The organism is Bacteroides sp. 51 (genome assembly GCF_010500965.1).
Taxonomy (GTDB): domain Bacteria; phylum Bacteroidota; class Bacteroidia; order Bacteroidales; family Bacteroidaceae; genus Bacteroides.
On sequence record NZ_QVMI01000025.1, the window covers coordinates 45,013 to 65,871 of the forward strand.

The 20,859-nt window shown below is 37.4% G+C and carries 24 protein-coding genes; 21 read left to right on the plus strand and 3 right to left on the minus strand.

Annotation, left to right across the window (positions count from 1 at the left end):
- Nucleotides 1–94 precede the first annotated feature (94 nt).
- From D0T87_RS17080 to D0T87_RS17180, 21 genes are all read left to right on the plus strand, one after another.
- On the plus strand, nucleotides 95–649 hold the full coding sequence (locus tag D0T87_RS17080; protein ID WP_163176338.1) for a hypothetical protein: 555 nt from the start codon (nucleotides 95–97) through the stop codon (nucleotides 647–649).
- Entirely contained in the window at nucleotides 646–1,272 is a 627-nt protein-coding gene (locus tag D0T87_RS17085) for a GNAT family N-acetyltransferase (protein ID WP_163176339.1), read from the plus strand. Before D0T87_RS17080 ends, D0T87_RS17085 begins: the two co-directional genes overlap by 4 nt.
- A gap of 343 nt (nucleotides 1,273–1,615) precedes the next feature.
- Nucleotides 1,616–2,635, plus strand: a complete 1,020-nt coding sequence (gene tsaD, locus D0T87_RS17090; protein WP_163176340.1) for a tRNA (adenosine(37)-N6)-threonylcarbamoyltransferase complex transferase subunit TsaD — start codon at nucleotides 1,616–1,618, stop codon at nucleotides 2,633–2,635.
- 6 nt (nucleotides 2,636–2,641) lie between these two features.
- Nucleotides 2,642–3,109 carry a CinA family protein gene (locus D0T87_RS17095; RefSeq protein WP_163176341.1) on the plus strand — a complete coding sequence of 156 codons (468 nt, stop codon included), beginning with the start codon at nucleotides 2,642–2,644 and terminating at the stop codon, nucleotides 3,107–3,109.
- A gap of 122 nt (nucleotides 3,110–3,231) precedes the next feature.
- The gene (gene rpmB, locus D0T87_RS17100; protein WP_163176342.1) at nucleotides 3,232–3,492 is read left to right on the plus strand and encodes a 50S ribosomal protein L28; all 261 of its coding nucleotides are present in this window, start codon (nucleotides 3,232–3,234) and stop codon (nucleotides 3,490–3,492) included.
- Nucleotides 3,493–3,514: 22 nt separating this feature from the next.
- Nucleotides 3,515–3,703 (plus strand): 50S ribosomal protein L33, encoded by a 189-nt coding sequence (rpmG, locus tag D0T87_RS17105; RefSeq protein ID WP_008761579.1) that lies wholly within the window; start codon nucleotides 3,515–3,517, stop codon nucleotides 3,701–3,703.
- Nucleotides 3,704–3,717: 14 nt separating this feature from the next.
- Nucleotides 3,718–3,876 carry a DUF4295 domain-containing protein gene (locus tag D0T87_RS17110; RefSeq protein ID WP_163176343.1) on the plus strand — a complete coding sequence of 53 codons (159 nt, stop codon included), beginning with the start codon at nucleotides 3,718–3,720 and terminating at the stop codon, nucleotides 3,874–3,876.
- A 209-nt stretch (nucleotides 3,877–4,085) separates the two neighbouring features.
- A complete protein-coding gene (ftsY, locus tag D0T87_RS17115; RefSeq protein ID WP_163176344.1) occupies nucleotides 4,086–5,045 on the plus strand; it encodes a signal recognition particle-docking protein FtsY in 960 nt (319 codons plus the stop codon).
- Nucleotides 5,042–6,343, plus strand: coding sequence for a 30S ribosomal protein S12 methylthiotransferase RimO (rimO, locus tag D0T87_RS17120; RefSeq protein ID WP_163176345.1), 1,302 nt, complete (start codon nucleotides 5,042–5,044; stop codon nucleotides 6,341–6,343). The genes ftsY and rimO overlap by 4 nt, the downstream gene beginning before the upstream one ends.
- Before the next feature lie 69 nt (nucleotides 6,344–6,412).
- Nucleotides 6,413–6,685: an HU family DNA-binding protein gene (locus D0T87_RS17125; RefSeq protein WP_163176346.1), complete on the plus strand. Its 273-nt coding sequence runs from the start codon at nucleotides 6,413–6,415 to the stop codon at nucleotides 6,683–6,685.
- A 10-nt stretch (nucleotides 6,686–6,695) separates the two neighbouring features.
- On the plus strand, nucleotides 6,696–7,988 hold the full coding sequence (locus tag D0T87_RS17130) for an HU family DNA-binding protein (RefSeq protein ID WP_163176347.1): 1,293 nt from the start codon (nucleotides 6,696–6,698) through the stop codon (nucleotides 7,986–7,988).
- A 196-nt stretch (nucleotides 7,989–8,184) separates the two neighbouring features.
- Nucleotides 8,185–9,180, plus strand: a complete 996-nt coding sequence (locus D0T87_RS17135; protein WP_163176348.1) for a MoxR family ATPase — start codon at nucleotides 8,185–8,187, stop codon at nucleotides 9,178–9,180.
- A gap of 36 nt (nucleotides 9,181–9,216) precedes the next feature.
- On the plus strand, nucleotides 9,217–10,086 hold the full coding sequence (locus D0T87_RS17140) for a DUF58 domain-containing protein (RefSeq protein WP_163176349.1): 870 nt from the start codon (nucleotides 9,217–9,219) through the stop codon (nucleotides 10,084–10,086).
- A 7-nt stretch (nucleotides 10,087–10,093) separates the two neighbouring features.
- Nucleotides 10,094–11,167, plus strand: coding sequence for a BatD family protein (locus tag D0T87_RS17145; protein WP_163176350.1), 1,074 nt, complete (start codon nucleotides 10,094–10,096; stop codon nucleotides 11,165–11,167).
- Nucleotides 11,168–11,204: 37 nt separating this feature from the next.
- Nucleotides 11,205–12,188, plus strand: coding sequence for a VWA domain-containing protein (locus D0T87_RS17150; RefSeq protein WP_163176351.1), 984 nt, complete (start codon nucleotides 11,205–11,207; stop codon nucleotides 12,186–12,188).
- Between the two features lie 12 nt (nucleotides 12,189–12,200).
- Nucleotides 12,201–13,226 (plus strand): VWA domain-containing protein, encoded by a 1,026-nt coding sequence (locus D0T87_RS17155; RefSeq protein ID WP_163176352.1) that lies wholly within the window; start codon nucleotides 12,201–12,203, stop codon nucleotides 13,224–13,226.
- 5 nt (nucleotides 13,227–13,231) lie between these two features.
- Nucleotides 13,232–13,936 (plus strand): tetratricopeptide repeat protein, encoded by a 705-nt coding sequence (locus tag D0T87_RS17160; RefSeq protein WP_163176353.1) that lies wholly within the window; start codon nucleotides 13,232–13,234, stop codon nucleotides 13,934–13,936.
- A gap of 28 nt (nucleotides 13,937–13,964) precedes the next feature.
- Nucleotides 13,965–15,806: a BatD family protein gene (locus D0T87_RS17165; protein WP_163176354.1), complete on the plus strand. Its 1,842-nt coding sequence runs from the start codon at nucleotides 13,965–13,967 to the stop codon at nucleotides 15,804–15,806.
- 11 nt (nucleotides 15,807–15,817) lie between these two features.
- Nucleotides 15,818–16,627 carry a tetratricopeptide repeat protein gene (locus D0T87_RS17170; RefSeq protein ID WP_163176355.1) on the plus strand — a complete coding sequence of 270 codons (810 nt, stop codon included), beginning with the start codon at nucleotides 15,818–15,820 and terminating at the stop codon, nucleotides 16,625–16,627.
- Between the two features lie 198 nt (nucleotides 16,628–16,825).
- The gene (locus tag D0T87_RS17175; RefSeq protein ID WP_163176356.1) at nucleotides 16,826–17,113 is read left to right on the plus strand and encodes a DNA-binding protein; all 288 of its coding nucleotides are present in this window, start codon (nucleotides 16,826–16,828) and stop codon (nucleotides 17,111–17,113) included.
- A 90-nt stretch (nucleotides 17,114–17,203) separates the two neighbouring features.
- Nucleotides 17,204–18,337, plus strand: a complete 1,134-nt coding sequence (locus D0T87_RS17180; protein WP_163176357.1) for a universal stress protein — start codon at nucleotides 17,204–17,206, stop codon at nucleotides 18,335–18,337.
- A gap of 93 nt (nucleotides 18,338–18,430) precedes the next feature.
- Here D0T87_RS17180 and D0T87_RS17185 read toward each other — a convergent pair whose 3' ends face one another.
- The 3 genes from D0T87_RS17185 to D0T87_RS24270 all read right to left on the minus strand — a co-directional run.
- The gene (locus D0T87_RS17185) at nucleotides 18,431–20,056 is read right to left on the minus strand and encodes an IS66 family transposase (protein ID WP_163176358.1); all 1,626 of its coding nucleotides are present in this window, start codon (nucleotides 20,054–20,056) and stop codon (nucleotides 18,431–18,433) included.
- Between the two features lie 71 nt (nucleotides 20,057–20,127).
- A complete protein-coding gene (gene tnpB / locus D0T87_RS17190; protein WP_163176359.1) occupies nucleotides 20,128–20,490 on the minus strand; it encodes an IS66 family insertion sequence element accessory protein TnpB in 363 nt (120 codons plus the stop codon).
- A gap of 5 nt (nucleotides 20,491–20,495) precedes the next feature.
- The coding region (locus D0T87_RS24270; RefSeq protein ID WP_203558718.1) for a hypothetical protein at nucleotides 20,496–20,859 on the minus strand (364 nt) is incomplete at its 5' end.

A 20,859-nucleotide genomic window follows, 5' to 3' on the forward strand; every position in this document is an offset into this window, starting at 1 on the left:
TTAGAAAAGTTAAAGGAACAAAACAGTTCAAAAATAGCCTTCCAACCACCAATTTCAGTAACCAAAAGTAATAACCTAAAAAAGAACCAAAGGCATGGAAGAGCAATTTTTTTTAGATTTTCAACTACGCTTCAACCTTAGGCAAAAGTGTATTGGTGAATTAAAGAAACCCCAATATGATGACACCAAAGCTATTGTCAGTAACTTTACTTGGTTAGCAGAAGAAGAGGTTTGTAGGCTCTTTAGTTCAGTTGGGTTATCATCTATTCCCACATATCTCCGCAAAGTACATGAGCTATCTCTAGGTGAGAAGGCTCGCTTAGATCTCGCTTTCCTTATATCTACAGCTAAGGATGATGAAATAATTCTTTGTGATGAATATAGTTCCATGTTAGATAGGGATTGGGCTATGTCAATGAGCTACTCTTTGCAGAGATATATAAGAAGGATTAACAAAAAAATAATTTTGGCAACATCCAACACAGATGTAATAGAATGGATTCAGCCAGATTGGATTTTGAACCTTAATAAGCCCCAAGATGATACTGTGAATATTGAATGGCAGATATATGCTGATGATAAGGAATATGAAACCTATAAACAAATAGCAGCGCAAGATATGCTAACTGAAATTAAGGAATTACCATGAAGGTGAACATAGTAGAACACAACAAAGGTATAAGACCTCAGATTAAGTTAAGAGTGCAGAGGGTAGAAGCAAATGTATGGGAAGATTTATCATTTCACGTTCACCACTACCGCACGAAGAAACTCAATAAATCATCCAAATGCTTTGTTTTCTATTGGGAGGATAAGGTGGTTGGCTTTTGTGCAGTTCTCCATGCTCCTAAGCGTAATATGTCCAACGCATTAAGTATAAGTCGCCTTGTTGTGTTGCCTCAATTTCACGGCTTAAATATTGGTTCTATAATATGCAATTTTGTTGGTGGTATATTCAAGAATGAAGGATACAAATTATATATTAAAACCGTTAACATGGCGATAGGTAACTACTTCAATACTCATACTGATGTATGGCGTGCCACAGTGTACAATCAAAAATTTCGACCACGAAACATGGATGAAAGTAAATATCGAAATAGAATAGCAAGCAAGAGCTTTTGCCACGAATACTGTGGAAAAGAAATAACTGGGTATGAAGATATGTTATTGTCGGTATCAGAAATGAGAAAGAATAGACAATCATTAAATATTAACCATAACAACGATATGGACAATTTGCAAACTGAAAGTGCGGCAACTATGACCTAATTATTTCTACAGATTTTTTTTCTGGAAAATTTTCCGATGATTGCATAACCATTACCATGATATAGGTGTGGTAACTTCTTAAGCACACTCCACACGAGTTACCTAGCCGATTCAAATCCCTATGTTTTTATTTGATGAGAATCTAATTTGACTTTTTGAGCAAGAGAAAGTGTTATTGGAGGAAAATGCCTATCTTTGTAAGGTTGAAAGGGTAGGATTTGAACAACGAGTTCTAATAACTAGTTTTGTAATTCACTGATAATCAGTATAGGTTAGAAATATATAAAATATAATGTTATGAACCGACTTTATCACTACTTTTGCATCGTTAAATATTAAAAATATGAGTACGATAATTTTAGGAATCGAATCATCTTGTGATGACACTTCTGCGGCAATCATTAAGGATGGAGTCTTATTATCCAATATAGTCGCCGGACAAGCTGTTCACGAATCATATGGTGGAGTTGTACCCGAACTGGCCTCGAGAGCTCATCAGCAGAATATAGTACCAGTTGTTCATGAGGCGCTGAAAAAGGCAGGAGTCAGTAAAGATGAGATCAGTGCAGTAGCCTTCACACGTGGTCCTGGTTTAATGGGGTCGCTACTGGTTGGCGTTTCGTTTGCTAAAGGGTTTGCACGTGCATTAGATATTCCTCTTATTGATGTTAACCACTTAAAGGCTCACGTATTAGCTCATTTTATAAAAGAAAAAGATGAAGAGGCAGAGCAGCCTGAATTTCCGTTTCTTTGCTTACTTGTATCTGGGGGAAACTCGCAAATCATACTTGTAAAGTCGTATGATGAAATGGAGGTATTGGGTCAAACGATTGATGATGCCGCAGGAGAAGCTATTGACAAATGTTCCAAGGTTATGGGATTGGGTTACCCGGGTGGCCCGATTATTGATAAATTAGCCCGCCAGGGAAATCCTAAAGCATACACTTTTAATAAACCTCATATTCCTGGGCTTGATTATAGCTTTAGCGGGCTAAAAACCTCATTCCTATATTCTTTGAGGGACTGGATAAAAGAAGATCCTGATTTTATTGAGAATCACAAGCAAGACCTGGCGGCGTCTCTGGAAGCTACTGTTGTAGAAATCTTAATGGATAAACTGCGCAAAGCAGCCAAACAATATAAAATTAACCAGGTAGCTGTAGCCGGTGGAGTATCTGCAAATACCGGATTACGAAATGCGTTCCATGAACATGCCAGGAAATACGGTTGGAAGATATTTATTCCTAAATTCGGGTATACTACAGACAATGCTGCGATGATAGCGATAACAGGTTATTTCAAATACTTAAATAAGGATTTCTGCTCAATAGATCTTCCAGCTTATTCCAGAGTTACTCTATAATATATAATGAAGACCGAAGAAACCATTGGATATATACTAAAACAGAAGAATTTAACCCTTTCCACCGCAGAAAGCTGTACGGGAGGAAATATTTCGGCACGAATTACTGCAATTCCGGGAAGTTCTGAATATTATAAAGGAAGTATAATTGCTTACGACAATGAAGTGAAAATGAATTTGCTCCGGGTTTCCCCCAACACACTGGAAGAACATGGAGCTGTTAGTCGTGAAACAGTAATTGAAATGGTAAAAGGAGCGATGGGTACGCTAAAAACGGATTGTGCTGTGGCCACATCCGGTATTGCCGGCCCCGGAGGTGGAACACCAACTAAGCCGGTAGGGACAATCTGGATAGCAGCTGCCTATAAAAACGAAATTATTACGCAAAAATTGGAAAAGGATAGGGGAAGAGCCCCAAATATAGAAAACGCCGTTTGCGAAGCCCTGAATCTGATTCTGAAACTTATAAAATGAAGAAATATTGCTATTACACAGTGAATTAATTCTAAAATTATTTGTTTCGTATCAATAAAAGTACTTACTTTGCGCTCTGTTTAAAGGAAATATAGAAAAAAACTATAAAAAACAAGATAGAAATGTCGAAAATTTGTCAAATTACCGGAAAAAAAGCCATGATTGGCAACAATGTTTCGCACTCAAAGAGAAGAACAAAAAGAACTTTTGATGTGAACTTGTTTAAGAAAAAATTCTACTATGTAGAACAAGATTGTTGGATTAGCCTAAGCATTTGCGCTTCAGGTTTACGTACCATCAATAAAAAAGGCCTGGACGCAGCTTTGAACGATGCAGTGAAAAAAGGCTTTTGTGATTGGAAAAGCATTAAAGTAATAGGCTAAACATTTAGAGAGGAATTGAATTATGGCAAAGAAAGCAAAAGGTAATAGAGTTCAGGTAATCCTTGAATGTACAGAGCACAAAGAAAGTGGCATGCCGGGAACTTCTCGTTATATCACAACTAAAAACAGAAAAAACACTACTGAAAGACTTGAATTGAAAAAATACAATCCAATTCTGAAAAGAGTGACAGTACATAAAGAAATTAAATAAGAAGAATATAACCCATGGCAAAGAAAACCGTAGCAAGTTTACAAGACGGAACTAAAGAAGGCCGTTCTTATACCAAAGTTATCAAAATGGTAAAATCTCCAAAGACAGGAGCTTATATCTTTGATGAACAAATGGTTCCTAATGATAAAGTACAAGATTTCTTCAAGAAGTAATTCTTATAGAAACCAACACATAATATAAAGCCTTTCATTGATCTCAATGAAAGGTTTTTTTGTTTAAGACAAAGTTTATCATAACTTAATACATTATTTCTATAAAGCAATGCATTATTACTCATCAAACTTATCTACCCATTTTTTAGATTGATCTTAAATATTTATCTTTGTAGAATAATATAACATAGATAACATCAAATACCATTATGGGATTTTTCAATTTCTTCTCCAAAGAAAAAAAAGAAACGCTTGACAAAGGGTTATCAAAAACCAAAGAAAGCGTATTTAGCAAAATAACCCGCGCTATTGCAGGGAAATCCAAAGTTGACGATGAAGTTTTGGATAACCTCGAGGAGGTACTTATAACTTCAGATGTAGGAGTTGAAACTACGTTAAATATTATCAAACGTATTGAGCAACGCGCTTCTTCCGATAAATACGTAAATACGGAAGAACTTAATACAATATTACGGGAAGAAATCGCCGCATTATTGACTGAAAATAACTCAGGAGACGAAGTCGATTTTGAAACCCCACTAGACAAAAAACCATATGTAATCATGGTGGTTGGAGTAAACGGAGTGGGCAAAACGACTACTATCGGAAAATTAGCTTACCAATTCAAAAAAGCCGGTAAATCAGTTTATCTGGGAGCGGCCGATACTTTTCGTGCAGCAGCGGTAGAACAATTGGTGATTTGGGGAGAAAGAGTAGGAGTGCCTGTTATCAAACAAAAAATGGGGGCAGACCCTGCTTCTGTAGCATTCGATACATTAAATTCTGCTGTAGCAAACAACGCAGATGTAGTTATCATTGACACAGCAGGTCGACTGCACAATAAGGTTGGCTTAATGAATGAGTTAACTAAAATAAAGAATGTAATGAAGAAGGTTGTTCCCGATGCTCCAAATGAAGTTTTATTGGTTCTGGATGGTTCTACCGGACAAAATGCATTCGAACAAGCCAAACAATTTACCCTCGCCACCGAAGTTACTGCATTGGCAATCACTAAGTTGGATGGAACAGCAAAGGGTGGGGTAGTCATTGGCATTTCCGATCAATTCAAGATACCTGTAAAATACATCGGCCTTGGAGAAGGAATAGAAGATTTGCAGGTGTTCCGTAAAAAAGAATTCGTAGAATCCTTATTCGGAGATAGTGAATGAAGAAAACAATAGATATTATTACTTTAGGATGTTCCAAAAACCTTGTCGACTCTGAACAATTAATCAGACAACTAGAGGAAGTAGGCTATGACGTCACCCACGACTCAGAAAACCCTAAAGGAGATATAGCCGTTATAAACACCTGCGGTTTTATCGGAGATGCCAAAGAAGAATCCATCAATGTTATTCTGGAATTTGCGGAACAAAAAGAGATAGGAAACCTAGACAAACTCTACGTTATGGGCTGTCTATCAGAACGTTATCTGAAAGAATTGTCAATAGAAATACCTCAAGTAGATAAATACTACGGCAAATTCAACTGGAAAGAACTATTAGCCGATTTAGGCCAATCATATCATAATGAAATTGAGATAGAACGCACCTTAACTACCCCAAAACATTATGCATATTTAAAAATATCAGAAGGTTGCGATAGAAAATGTTCATACTGCGCAATTCCGATTATCACCGGTAAGCACGTTTCCCGTCCAATGGAGGAAATCATCGACGAGGTTAAATACTTAGTCTCGGAGGGAGTTAAGGAATTTCAGGTTATAGCTCAGGAATTAACTTATTACGGACTTGATCTATACAAAAAGCAAATGCTGCCCGAACTGATTGAACGTATATCAGAGATTCCAGGAGTAGAATGGATACGACTACATTATGCATATCCGGCACATTTCCCCAAAGACTTATTTCGTGTAATGAGGGAAAGAGATAACGTTTGCAAGTACATGGATATCGCCCTGCAACATATCAGCGACAATATGCTTTCCATGATGAAACGCCATGTTTCGAAAGCGGAAACATACGAGCTCATTAATCAATTCAGAAAAGAAGTTCCGGGAATACACCTCAGAACCACCCTTATGGTAGGACATCCAGGGGAAACCGAAGCCGATTTTGAAGAACTGAAAGCGTTTGTACGAGAAGTACAATTCGATAGAATGGGAGCTTTTGCTTACTCAGAAGAAGAAGGTACGTATGCCGCCAAACATTACGAAGACACGATTGATCAAGATACTAAAAACAATCGTCTTGACGAGATTATGCGTATTCAACAATCCATATCAGCAAAGTTAAGTGCTTCAAAGATTGGGCAACAACTCAGAATCATCATTGATAGAATAGAAGGAGAGTACTACATCGGACGAACAGAATTTGATTCACCCGAAGTAGACCCCGAGGTTTTAATCAAACAAACAGATGCAGCATTGTCTATAGGAAACTTTTATTGGGTACAAGTTGTAGACTCCGATGAATTTGATCTTTTTGGAGAGATTATTGAAAGGTAAGTAAAGCTAAATTTGCAATTCCCACTAAATTTTACTAATATAGCAGCGCACTAATAAAACGAACAAATTTTGAATAATAAAGAGTTTACAACAGAACTTTCTCAGAGATTGGGCACTTCCTCAAAGGAAACCGCTCAAACAATTGAATCCTTATTGTCCGAACTGGTTGAAGAATTACAAAACGGCAAGTCAGTAACAATACAAGGATTTGGCTCTTTTGAGGTTAAAAAGAAAGCCGAACGCATTTCCGTTAACCCCACTACTAAAGAACGAATGCTTGTACCTCCTAAACTTGTATTATCTTACAAACCAAGTAACATACTAAAAGAGAAGTTCAAATAAACCGTAGGCTATGAGTGACAGATTAAATACCCAAGACTTGATCGATCTATTAATAAACCATCGAGGAATCGAGAGGAAAGAAGCCGAAAACTTCGTCAAAGAATTCTTTGCATTGATAGAAGAAGGGCTTGAAAAAGATAGATTCGTAAAAATTAAAGGGTTTGGTACATTTAAACTGGTTGATGTTGAAAGCCGGGAAAGTGTAAATGTAAACACAGGAGAAAGAATTGAGATACAAGGTCATACCAAGATTTCATTTACGCCGGATACTGCCTTACGTGATATTATTAATAAGCCATTTGCTCATTTTGAAACTGTTGTTCTTAATGAAGGCGTTGAATTCAACGATATAACGCCAGACAACACAGAGTCATTAGACTCTACAGAATCGAACCTTGTTGAAGAAAAAATAACTCTTGCCCCCGAAGAGGAATTGAAAGCAGAAGAGGTCGTATCCGAAGAAACTATTATTACTTATCAGGAAGAAGATACAGATAAACAAGAAACCGAGGAGGAAAAAGAAGAAGAGATTCAAACAACTTCTATTCCTGAAGAAGAAATAGAAGAAAATAAAGAAAATGAGGTTCCAGTAAAAAAAACCTTAACAATTGAAGAAATTATAGCAGCAGAGAGATTAGCTCCGCCGCCTGCCACACCAACCTCTGAAAAGGAAAACGATAATGAACTTTCTGCTCCTAATAATAAGGTACTAACGATAGTTGTGATTTTAACCATCTTATTGTGCGGTATACTTCTGTTTTTTACATATTACGAAGATATTTTTCCCGAAGAAAAAAAGCAACCTGTATTCGTGATACCTCCGGTTGTGGAAAATACAAATGCTACCACCACTGCCCCTATAGTTACGGATTCGATGGAAAAACCAGCAGCAATAGTTCCAGATGTAGAAATACCAATAGCAGTACCCGAATCTAAAGAAGAAACTAAAGTGGAACCTCAAACAAAAGCCAAACCTGATGAAGTTAAGCCAGAAGCTCCAAAAGTAGAAAAGCCTGTAGTCACCGCCAAACCTGTGGCAAATAATGCTACTGAAACAGATAATAGCGCTATACCATTCGCTAAAATACCCGTAAAGCCAGACTCCACGAGTTATGAGATTATTGGTACTAAAACCACCCATACCATAAAAGAAGGAGAAACCTTAATCCGAATCTCCTATAATTATTATGGAACAAAAGATTTATACCCATACCTGATAAAGCATAACCGTTCGGTTATCAAGAATCCTAATTCCGTTCCACTCGGTACAACAATAAACATACCGGAATTGAAGAAAAAGTAATCCCATGAGCTAAAAACTCATCATTTGATCCATTGCAAAAGTGCTAAAACCGGCCTATTGCAATGGTTTTTTTTATTATAAAACGTTTAGCATACTTTTTTAATAATTTTTAGTTGCTATGGTTAATTATAAAATGTAATTTTGGAATCATTTTTTATTTTAAGACATTATAGATTAAAAAATAGTATTTATAATTATGGCTGAATCAATTGATATCCGCGAATTAAACGAGCGAATTGAAAGACAAAGTGCTTTCGTGACCAATCTTACAAAAGGTATGGACCAAATTATCGTTGGTCAGAAACACTTAGTTGAATCTTTGTTAATTGGATTATTATCCGATGGACACGTACTTCTTGAAGGGGTGCCGGGTTTGGCAAAGACCTTGGCTATCAAAACCTTGGCATCGTTGATTGATGCAAAATATAGTCGTGTTCAGTTTACGCCCGACTTACTTCCAGCCGACGTTATTGGTACAATGGTTTATAGTCAGAAAGATGAAACCTTCCAAGTTAAAAAAGGACCTATATTCGCTAGCTTTGTATTAGCCGATGAAATCAATCGTGCTCCGGCTAAAGTACAAAGTGCGCTACTGGAAGCTATGCAAGAGCGTCAAGTCACAATAGGTAAAGAAACATTCAAATTACCAGAACCATTCCTGGTTCTGGCTACCCAAAACCCCATCGAACAGGAAGGTACATATCCTCTGCCAGAAGCACAAGTAGACCGTTTCATGCTTAAAGTCGTGATCGACTATCCAAAACATGAAGAAGAAAAATTAATCATACGCCAAAATATCAATGGCGAGAAATTTGACGTAAAACCAATCTTGAAAGCAGAAGAAATCCTTGAAGCAAGAAAAGTCGTTCGTCAGGTATATTTAGATGAAAAGATAGAACGCTACATTGTAGATATTGTATTTGCTACACGATATCCGGAACAATACGGTTTAAAAGAACTGAAAGATATGATTGGATTCGGTGGTTCTCCACGTGCATCCATAAACCTGGCACTTGCAGCCCGTACATACGCCTTTATCAAACGTCGTGGATATGTTATTCCGGAAGACGTCAGAGCAATAGCACATGATGTACTGCGTCATCGTATCGGCTTAACATATGAAGCCGAAGCCAGCAACATGACCTCCGATGAAATTGTAAGTAAGATATTGAATAAAGTCGAAGTACCTTAATCATTTATTTACGATCTATTCCTTAGTAGAAACTATATGGAAACAGCTGAAATACTAAAAAAGGTACGTCGTATCGAAATCAAAACCCGCGGATTATCCAATAATATATTTGCAGGACAATACCATACCGCCTTCAAAGGAAGGGGTATGGCATTCTCTGAAGTACGCGAATATCAATTTGGAGACGATATCCGTGATATTGACTGGAATGTTACAGCCCGCTTTAATAAACCCTACATCAAAGTGTTTGAGGAAGAACGGGAACTAACTGTAATGTTGATGGTAGACGTTTCCGGTAGTTTGGAATTTGGTACAGTCAAACAATTCAAAAAAGATATGGTTACAGAAATCGCAGCAACCATAGCCTTTTCTGCCATCCAAAATAACGATAAGATTGGAGTTATCTTTTTTTCAGACCGGATAGAGAAATTTATCCCTCCGAAAAAAGGTAGAAAACATATCTTATATATAATCCGCGAATTAATCGATTTCAATCCCGATAGCCGCTGGACAAATATTCAGGCAGCTCTTGAATATCTGACAAATGTGATGAAAAGGCGATGTACGGCATTCATCCTCTCAGACTTTATCGATCAAAACGGGTTTAAAAATGCATTGACTATTGCCAACAGGAAACACGACGTTGTAGCCGTCCAGGTATATGATAGACGAGTTGCCGAACTTCCATCCATCGGATTAATGAAGATCAAGGATGCTGAAACTGGTCATGAGCAATGGATAGATACATCTTCATCTGCCGTACGTAAAACACATCATAACTGGTGGGTAAATAAACAAACCGAATTAAATGATGTGTTTGCCAAAAGTAATGTAGATGCAGTTTCTGTACGTACTGATCAGGATTACGTCAAAGCCCTACTGAATTTGTTTGCAAAACGAAATTAACCGAAAAATGAACAGGAATATATTTATAATATTACTGCTATTATTAAGTATCACAAACAAAGCTACCGCACAAGTTGTAACTGTGGAAGCCAAAATAGACTCTTTACAGATTCTGATTGGCGAACAAGCAAAAATTCAACTACAAGTAGCGATGGATAGCAAGCAAAAAGCTTCTTTCCCTCAATTGACCGATACACTGGTAAGAGGAGTGGAAATCGTTGAAACCTCTAAAATTGATACGCAATATCTGAACGACAAACAACGAATGCTCCTTACGCAGGAATATACAATTACATCATTTGACTCTGCTTTATATTACCTGCCACCTTTATCGGTAATGGTAGACGATAAACAATACAAGTCCAGAGCATTGGCGTTAAAAGTATATTCTATTCCGGTCGATACGCTGAATCCCGACCATTTCTTTGGGCAAAAAACAGTGATGAAAGCACCTTTTGCGTGGGAGGATTGGCGGGGAGTCATAGGATTATCTCTTTTAGGTATTCCACTGTTGATTCTTTTAATTTATCTTGTAGTACGTATACGTGATAATAAACCGATCATTCGCAAAGTGAAAGTTGAGCCTAAACTTCCTCCTCATGTCCTGGCTATGAAACATATAGAAAAGGTGAAGGAAGAAAAGTCATGGCAGAAAGATCAGCCAAAAGAATACTATACCGAGCTGACCGATATTATCCGTACATATATTAAAGACCGGTTCGGATTTAACGCACTCGAAATGACCTCATCCGAGATCATTGATAAGTTATTGGAAATGAAAGAGAAAGAAGATCTCAGTGAACTGAAATCTCTTTTCCAGACTGCCGACCTTGTGAAATTTGCAAAACACAACCCATTGATAAACGAAAATGATGCTAATCTTATTAATGCAATTGAATTTATCAATGAAACAAAGTTGGTTGAAGAAGAAAATCAGAAACCACAGCCCACAGAAATTACAATTATCGAAAAGCGCTCATTGCGCACCAAGATTATTCTTGTATGTGGTATTTTGTTTTTGTCACTATCCATTATTACGATTATCGTTTATGTCATAACACAGTTAATCAACCTGTTATAAACATAACGTTAGTATAAACGCTTAATTGAATTAAAGAATGGTATTTGCCAATATTGAATATTTATTTTTACTCATACTACTTATACCTTATATCGTATGGTATATAATGAGGCGAAAAAGGAACGAAGCTACCCTGCAAGTTTCCGATGCCCGTGTATATGCCCATACGCCTAAAAGCTATAAGATATATTTATTACATGCGCCTTTTGTATTACGTATTATTGCCCTGACAGCGATTGTTTTAGTGCTTGCCCGTCCGCAAACGACTAACAGTTGGCAGAATAGTGAAATAGAAGGGATAGATATTATGCTGGCAATTGACGTATCGACAAGTATGCTTGCCGAAGATTTAAAACCAAATCGTCTGGAAGCAGCCAAAGATGTTGCAGCCGAGTTCATAAACGGAAGACCTAACGATAACATTGGTATTACGCTATTTGCTGGTGAAAGTTTCACTCAATGCCCACTAACAACAGACCATGCTGTATTGCTGAACCTATTTCAAGGTATTAAATGTGGGATTATTGAAGATGGTACAGCTATAGGAATGGGAATTGCTAATGCTGTTACCCGATTAAAAGACAGCAATGCTAAGTCCAAAGTCATCATTTTGCTGACTGACGGTACAAATAACAAAGGTGACATATCTCCATTAACAGCCGCAGAAATTGCTAAAAGCTTTGGAATCAGAGTATATACCGTTGGAGTAGGAACGAATGGAACAGCTCCATACCCATACCCAACAGTAGCAGGAATCCAATACAGAAATGTACCTGTTGAAATTGATGAGAAAGTACTGACTCAAATTGCCGGAATTACAGATGGCGCCTATTACCGCGCAACTAGCAATTCTAAACTAAAAGAAGTATACGAGCAAATTGATAAGTTGGAAAAAACTAAATTGAATGTAAAAGAGTATAGCAAACGTCAGGAAGAATACAGAATATTTGCATTAATTGCTTTCCTCTGTGTTTTACTTGAGATACTATTACGAAACTCTATTTTGAAGAAAATACCTTAATTTGATTTTGAGATGTTTCAATTTGAGAATTCTACATATTTATACTTGTTACTACTATTACCTTTTTTAGTAGCATTTTATCTATATTCCAATTATAAGAAGAGAAAAGCACTTCGTAAGTTTGGAGATCCGGTATTGATGGCACCATTAATGCCCAATGTATCAAAATATAGGCCCGACGTAAAATTCTGGCTTTTATTTTCGGCTGTAGCATTATTTGCAGTACTTCTTGCACGTCCGCAATTCGGTTCAAAGAAAGAAACTGTAAAGAGAAGCGGGGTGGAGGTTATTATTGCTTTGGATATATCCAATTCAATGTTGGCTCAGGATGTTCAACCGAATCGTTTGGAAAGGTCTAAACGTTTGATATCCAGAATGGTTGATGAATTGCATAATGATAAAGTCGGAATGATTGTATTTGCGGGTGATGCATTTACCCAGTTACCTATCACAAGTGACTATATTTCTGCAAAAATGTTTCTGGAATCAATCAATCCTTCGCTGATCACTAAACAAGGTACAGCTGTTGCTGCTGCTATAAACCTGGCTGTAAGGAGCTTTACACCACAAGAAGGCGTTGGGCGAACAATCATTATCATTACAGATGGTGAAAATCACGAAGGTGGCGTATCCGAAGCTCTAAAAAATGCAAAAGAGAAAGGTATACAAGTAAATGTGATGGGAGTGGGGGCACCCGATGGAGCACCTATTCCAATTGAAGGTACAAATGACTTCCGCAGAGATAATCAGGGAAATGTAGTCATCACTCGTCTCAATGAAGTTATGTGTGAGGAAATTGCGAAAGAAGGGGGTGGTGTCTATGCTCGTGTAGATAATACGAATAGAGCACAAAGAAGTATAAGTGACACAATAGATAAATTGGCTAAGGCAGATGTTGAAACAACTGTTTATACCGATTTCAATGAACAATTTCAGGCTGTTGCATGGCTTATACTTTTGCTTTTAATAGCTGAGCTATTGATTTTAGAATGCAAAAATCCGTTATTTAAAAATATTCGGTTATTTTCAAATAAGTAGTTTCTATGGCAAAAAATAAATATATCATATTCGTCCTAACTTTATTATTTGCAACCGGCATTTCTGCCCAAAAAGCAGAACGCGATTTTATACGTAAAGGAAATCGCGCTTTCAACGATAGCGTATTTGTTGATGCTGAGGTAAATTATAGAAAAGCATTGGAAGTAAATCCTAAATCGACCATATCTATGTATAATTTAGGAAATACACTCTCTCAGCAACAAAAGTTTAAAGATGCCATGGAACAATACATGGCCGCAGCAGATATTGAAAAGGACAAAACAAAACTGGCGCAAATATACCACAATGCAGGAGTTATATTCCAAGCCTCTCAGGATTATGCCCAGGCAATTGAAGCTTATAAGAAAGCATTACGCAATAATCCTAAGGATGATGAAACCAGATATAATCTGGCATTGGCGCAAAAACTGCTGAAAGATCAGGAGCAAAATCAACAAAATCAAGATCAACAGGATCAGCAGAATCAGGAAGATCAGCAGGAGCAAGAACAAAATCAGGACCAAAACCAGAATCAAGAGCAAAACCAAGACCAAAATCAACAGGAATCGAAACCTGAAGAGAATGAAATGTCAAAGGAAAATGCAGAACAAATGCTAAACTCTGTTATGCAAGATGAAAAAGACGTTCAGGAAAAGGTGAAGAAGCAACAGCAGGTCATTCAAAGTGGACGTTTAGAAAAAGATTGGTAATTAGTATCAGTATTTAAATAAAACAAAAATGAGAAAACTTATTTTCTTGCTTACAAGTCTAATAATAACAAGCAATATTTATGCTAAAGACATTACCTTCACCGCTTCTGCACCCGATGTAGTAGCGGTAGGAGATCAATTTAGGCTTGCATACACTGTTACAACACAAAAAGTCAAAGACTTCAGAGCACCAGGATCTATTAGTGGATTTGATATACTAATGGGCCCCAGCCGCTCTCAACAAAGTAGTACACAGATAATTAATGGAAATATTACATCTACCAATAGTATAACATATACTTATATTTTAGTAGCAAATAAAGAAGGAGATTTCTCAATTCCGGCTGCAACAATCATTGCGGATGGTGAACAGATGATCTCAAATGCGGTTAAAATAAAAGTATTGCCGGCAGATAAAGCTGCTTCAAGCAATAATAATAATACAGGAAGAACCGGTAGCGCCGGAAAACCTTCTTCTGCATCTTCCAGCACATCAGTATCCAATCAAGACTTATTTGTGACAACTACAGCAACACGGACTAAAGTGTTTGAACAGGAGGCCTTTCTGCTGACATATAAAATATATACATTGGTAGATGTTGGACTGGAAAATGTAAAATGGACTGATTTTAAAGGCTTTCACTCGCAAGAAGTTGAACTTCCACAAGCTAGAAGATGGCAATTGGAACATTATAATGGAAGAAACTATAATACAACGATATATAGACAATTTGTTCTGTTCCCACAACAAACAGGTCAATTGGTTATCGAGCCTACCCGCTTTGATGCAGTAGTTGCGAAACCCATACGGGTTGATGATCCTTTTGACGCTTTTTTTAATGGAGGTAGTAATTACGTTGAAATTAAAAAAACACTCACAACTCCTAAGTTAACAATCAACGTAGATCCATTACCATCAGGAAAACCATCGGGCTTCTCAGGTGGAGTAGGAGATTTTAGTATATCTTCATCGATTAATTCTCAGGAAGTAAAAACAAACGATGCAATTACCATAAGAATAGTTGTCTCCGGAACCGGCAATTTAAAATTAATTTCCAATCCCGAAATTCAATTCCCTAAAGACTTTGAAACATTCGATCCTAAAATTGATAATCAAACAAGATTAACTAAAGACGGCCTTACCGGAAGCCGGGTAATTGAATATCTGGCCATTCCAAGGCATTCTGGAAAATTTAAAATTCCGGCTGCTACTTTCAGTTATTTCGATGTAAAATCGAAGTCATACAAAACCCTTACTACCCAAGAATATGAGATTAATGTAGAAAAGGGAGAAGGCAATGCAGAACAGGTTATCGCCAACTATACAAATAAAGAAGAACTGAAAGTTTTGGGTGAAGATATACGATTCATTAAATTAAATAATGTCAACCTAACTCCCAAAGGGCAATTCTTCTATGGCTCATTGTCATATTGGCTATTCTATATAATTCCGGCTCTTGCATTCATTATATTCTTAATTCTTCACCGCAAACAAGCGGCAGAGAATAGAAATACAGCAAAGGTAAGGACTAAAAAAGCTAATAAAGTAGCAGTAAAACGCTTGAAGTTGGCTGGTAAACTATTATCTGAAAACAAGAAAGATGCATTCTACGATGAAGTACTGAAAGCTCTTTGGGGATATATTAGTGATAAACTGAATATTCCGGTTTCTAAGTTGTCCAAAGATAATATAGAAGAGAAGCTAACAAACTATGGTGTGGACAAAGAACTTATAAAAGATTTTATTGATGCACTAAATGAGTGTGAATTCGCTAGATTTGCTCCAGGTGATGAAAACCAGGCTATGGATAAAGTATATTCAACAGCCCTTGAAGTAATCAGCAAAATGGAAAACTCTATTAAACATTAACAAACAGAATCATGAAGAAGATATTTTTTTCTATATATAGCATATTCATCTGTATAAGCAGTTTTGCACAGGATTCCCTAAATATAGAACCGTTAACTGTTGATTCCTTGCAAGTAACTCAAACCTCATATTCAGATACAAAATCAGATGCAGATAGCGCATACATTAAAAATGACTATAGCACTGCTATTCAAATTTATGAAAATCTGCTTCAACAAGGTGAGTCTGCCGAATTATATTATAATTTGGGAAATAGTTACTATAAATCTGGTGATATAGCAAGAGCTATTTTGAATTATGAGAGAGCTTTATTACTCAAACCAGGAAATGAAGATATCCGGGCCAATCTGGAAATCGCCAGAAGTAAAACTGTAGATAAAATAGACGCGGTTCCCGAGATATTTTTCGTTAGCTGGACTAAATCATTGATCAACAGTATTAGCATCAATGCATGGGCACGGTGGGGAATTATATTTTTCATTCTACTTATTGCTTCTCTCTATTTCTTCATTTTCTCAAAACAAGTCACAATGAAGAAAGTTGGTTTTATTAGTAGCCTTGTATGCCTTCTGTTTGCCGTTTGTACCAATATGTTTGCTTCATACCAAAAGAAAACATTGACAAACAGAAATACAGCTATTATAATTAGTCCAAGTGTTACAATTCGGAGTACACCAAATGAGAATGGTACAAGCCTATTTGTTCTTCATGAAGGCAGTAAAGTTGTAATAAAAGACAACTCAATGAATAGCTGGAAAGAGATAACTATAGAAGATGGTAAAGTTGGTTGGATATCCAGTTCTGATATCGAAATAATTTAAACAAAATACACAAAACTTAGGGCTTGTTTTTCTTTGAAAGACAAGCTTTTTTATTGGCCAAAGATGAATATATGATTTCTACGGGATTTGCTTCATTTAACCTAAAAAGATGAGGTAATAATTTGTTTTATCTCTTTTTTTTATTAAGTTTATAGCGTGTAAAAAATCACACTAGTATTAACCATAAATTTATGAGACATGAGAACGATAACTTTCAATGAACTCCGTAAAATCAAAGATTCATTGCCAACCGGTAGCATGCATAGAATAGCAGATGAGTTAGGTCTTAATGTAGAGACAGTTAGAAACTTCTTTGGAGGTCATAATTTTAAGAGTGGGAAAAGCGTTGGAATACATCTCGAGCCCGGTCCGGATGGAGGATTAGTGATGCTTGATGATACAACAGTGCTCGACCGGGCTTTAAGCATATTAGATGAAGTTAATAACCAAATGCAAACAGAAGAAGTTGCTACCGAAAAAGTTTAATATATAAAAACCATAAAAATCCCAATTGTACACTCTAATAAACAATTGGGATTTCTTTTATGTTATTACCTAAAACTAATAAAACTTGCTATGGAAGATAAACTCGTTACTTTAGCTATTTTGACGTATTCAAAAGCTCAGATTCTGAAAAGTGTATTGGAAAATGAAGGCATTGAAACATACATCCACAATGTAAACTTGATACAACCTGTAGTTTCATCAGGTGTAAGACTCCGAATCAAAGAAAGCGATTTGCCCAAAGCATTAAAGATTACAGAAAGTTCCGCTTGGCTATCCGAAGAAGTAGTGGGAGAGAAGGCCCCCGGCGGTAGCGATGAAAAGAAAAAGAAAATAATATTAATTCCTGTAGATTTTTCTGATTATTCAATGAAAGCATGCCAAATAGGATTTAATATTGCACAAAATACAGGATCAGAAGTTGTATTACTGCATGTATATTTCACTCCGATATATGCTTCATCATTACCATATGGAGATGTTTTCAGCTATCAATTTTCAGACGATGAAAACGTGAAAAATATTCTGCAAAAAGTTCATTCGGATCTAAACAAACTATCTGATAAAATCAAAGAGAAGATTACATCTAAAGAATTTCCTGAAATTAAATTCTCGTGCATACTACGGGAAGGAATTCCTGAAGAAGAAATTCTAAGATATGCTAAAGATAACCAACCGGAGCTTATAGTTATGGGTACCCGTGGTAAAAACCAAAAGGATATCGATTTAATTGGAAGTGTTACTGCTGAAGTGATTGATCGTAGTAGAACTACTGTATTGGCTATTCCCGAAAATACATTATTGATAGATTTTATCGTAGCAAAAAGAGTTGCCTTCATTACCACTTTCGACCAAAGAGATCTTATATCATTCGATGGATTCATCAACTCAATGAAGCCGTTTAAGTTTTCAATATCATTAATCCATTTATCTGAAGAAAAGAACTCGAAAGATACCTGGGATAAAATAAAACTTGCCGGGATTAAAGAATATTTTCAAAAACAATATCCAAATCTTGAAATTCAATATGATGTAGTTCTAAATGATGATTTTCTAAACAGTTTGGATCATTATATTAAAGAACATGAAATTGATATTATAGCACTAACATCGTATAAACGGAATATTTTCTCTCGCTTATTTAATCCTGGAATTGCACGGAAAATGATATTTCATTCTGATACACCATTATTGGTAATTAAGTGAAAAGTAAGTATTCGGTTAACCCCGTCTTTCTTTGTATTTCTATTGATTATCTTTCAAAAACTCCTAAAACATTCGGAGTCGTTTCGTAGACGTTCAGAGATTTTCCGGATTCCAGTTATGTGGTAATAACTCCGCCAGATCTTTCGTGTAGTCCTTATCATAAGCATGTATATTGCTGAGTACATATACGAGCCATTTTCTGTAATCCACTTTTGCCGCCTTGCAACATCCCAGCAATGAGTACATCACTGCCGCGTCCTCTGCTGCCTGATGATTCCCACAGAATAAATAGTTTTTTCTCCCCAATGCTAGTGGTCGGATACTGTTTTCTGCCAGGTTATTATCCATTTTATACCTTCCATCCAAGTGATAGCGCGTAAGTCTATGATAAATTTCATAGGTATATTTGATGGCTCTGCCGATCCGACCTTTGGGCAAAACCTTAGGATACTCATTTACCAGCCATTTTTCAAAAGCCACCATCAACGGATACGACAGGCGGGCACGCAGTTCCGCTCGCTGCTGAAACGATAATTGTTCCCCATCAGCCATCCTCTCCACATCATAGAGCATGCCGATTTGTCCCAGCGCATACTCCGCCCTGGCTTTATCTTCTTTTAAACTCTCTTCAAATTTTCTTCTGGCATGCGCCCAACATCCCAGGGGAAGTACGCCCTGTTTGTATTCATACATTTTATAGACCTCATAACCGTCTGTCTGCAAAGCCCCGCGGAAGTCCTTGAGTAAGGGGATCACTACTTTTTGTGCCCGGGAACCCTGGTCGTAGTGGAAGAATACCAGGTCCCGCATAACCGATCGGACCAGCCAGATATACCCTTTGACCGTTTTATGCTTTTCTTCGTTCACTACCGGCAACGTGCTTTCATCTACCTGTATGTAGTCACTTTCCAACACCAGTTCTCTAAGCCGGTAATACATCGGCCTGAGTAAATCAGCCGTTCCTTTGAACCAGTCATTGATCGTGGCAGGCGCAAGAGTGACGCCTAACCGGCCAAACATCTGTATTTGACGATAAAAGGGAAGATGATCGACATATTTTCCCACCATCAGCTCGGCAAGCAAACTGGCACCTGCGTAACTCTTAGCCAGAGGAAGTACAGGAAGTTCAGGAGTCAGGATGAAACCATCCTCTTGTACTTCTTTGTCTTTGAAGACATATTTATGCCGGATGATTCTGCGAACAAAACATTTACCAGGTTCAAACTCTAATATTTCTGTGATTTCCGGTGGCAACTCCGTGCAGGCTGACAGGTCCGTATGTTCAGGATAGATATGTTCCTCTACCCGGGGAAGAGTCTCAGATAAGGGCTTGCGAACAGGATGGCGTTTTTCCTGGCGTTGAACTACGCGATTTTTATAAGTACCAATTTCTACTTCTGCCTGGCGGGCTTGCTCTTCTTCCTCAGGTAAAAGTTCCAAACCCTCAAAATCTAATTTGCGCTGAAGGGGATCTGCTTTTATGAAGCGTTCGCTGGAGTGCCCCCAGATACGACGGCTCAGATAAGCCACCTGTTTTTCCAGGGATAAAATTTTGTCTTGTTGAGAAGCAATAGTATGTTCATAGGAAGACCTCAAAGAACCTACATCTACGCCTTCGGATAGCTGTCCTTTGAGTCTCTGGATCTCCTGATATTGAAGGTCGCATCGCTCTAAAAGGACTTCTAATAAATCGGCACTTGGCTGGGCTTTCTCTTCCATTTATATCGCTATCGTTTACTGCTGTAAAGATAGCTATAATGCTGGATATCAGAAAATAAGTGACTCATAAATTAACCATTGCCGGCAGAGAATTCAAAGCGCTTTCGCTTTTGACATTTTTCGACATCAATACCTTGAACCATGAGCATTAAATCCCGCCAGTTGGTGGGGAAAGTACGGCATTGGTCATCGAATATGGGTAGTTTGAATGAGCCGGCTTCCAATTTTAAGTGGTAGATGACCAGTCCTCCATGCTCCATGTGAAGAAGCTTCATACTGGTAAGGCTACGGTTGATAAAGATAAAGACGTCTCCACTACGAACGTCTTGGCCCATCAGGTCACTGACGATGCCGCTTAGGGTATAGAAACTTTTACGCATATCCGCTGGAAAGGGATAAAGATAATAGCGCAGGGAATCATTGAGGTTAAACATAAATGTCAGAGAGTTAAGGGAAGTAATTTGCGTAATAGCTCGATATCGGCAGCAGCGGACAAACGTAGAACTGTTCCACAGGGATAAACAATCTCGCAGGGATAGCAGGAAGCGGTAGGTGAAAGAGAAGAAGGGGGCAGAGGAGGTAAATCACGACTGGCAACAGGTAAAGGGACGGGACGATTAAAAACAAGGGGAATGAAATCGCTCTTCTCATTACTGCAAGAGTGGAGTTTCTTCTGCCAATAGTAGAACTTGGACTCATGAAGACCTTCGTTCTGGCAAAAATCACGAACACGTAAACCGCTGGATTGGAAGCGAGAATAAATCTCTTGGAATTTGAGTAGGGTTAACATAATGCTTTTTGAT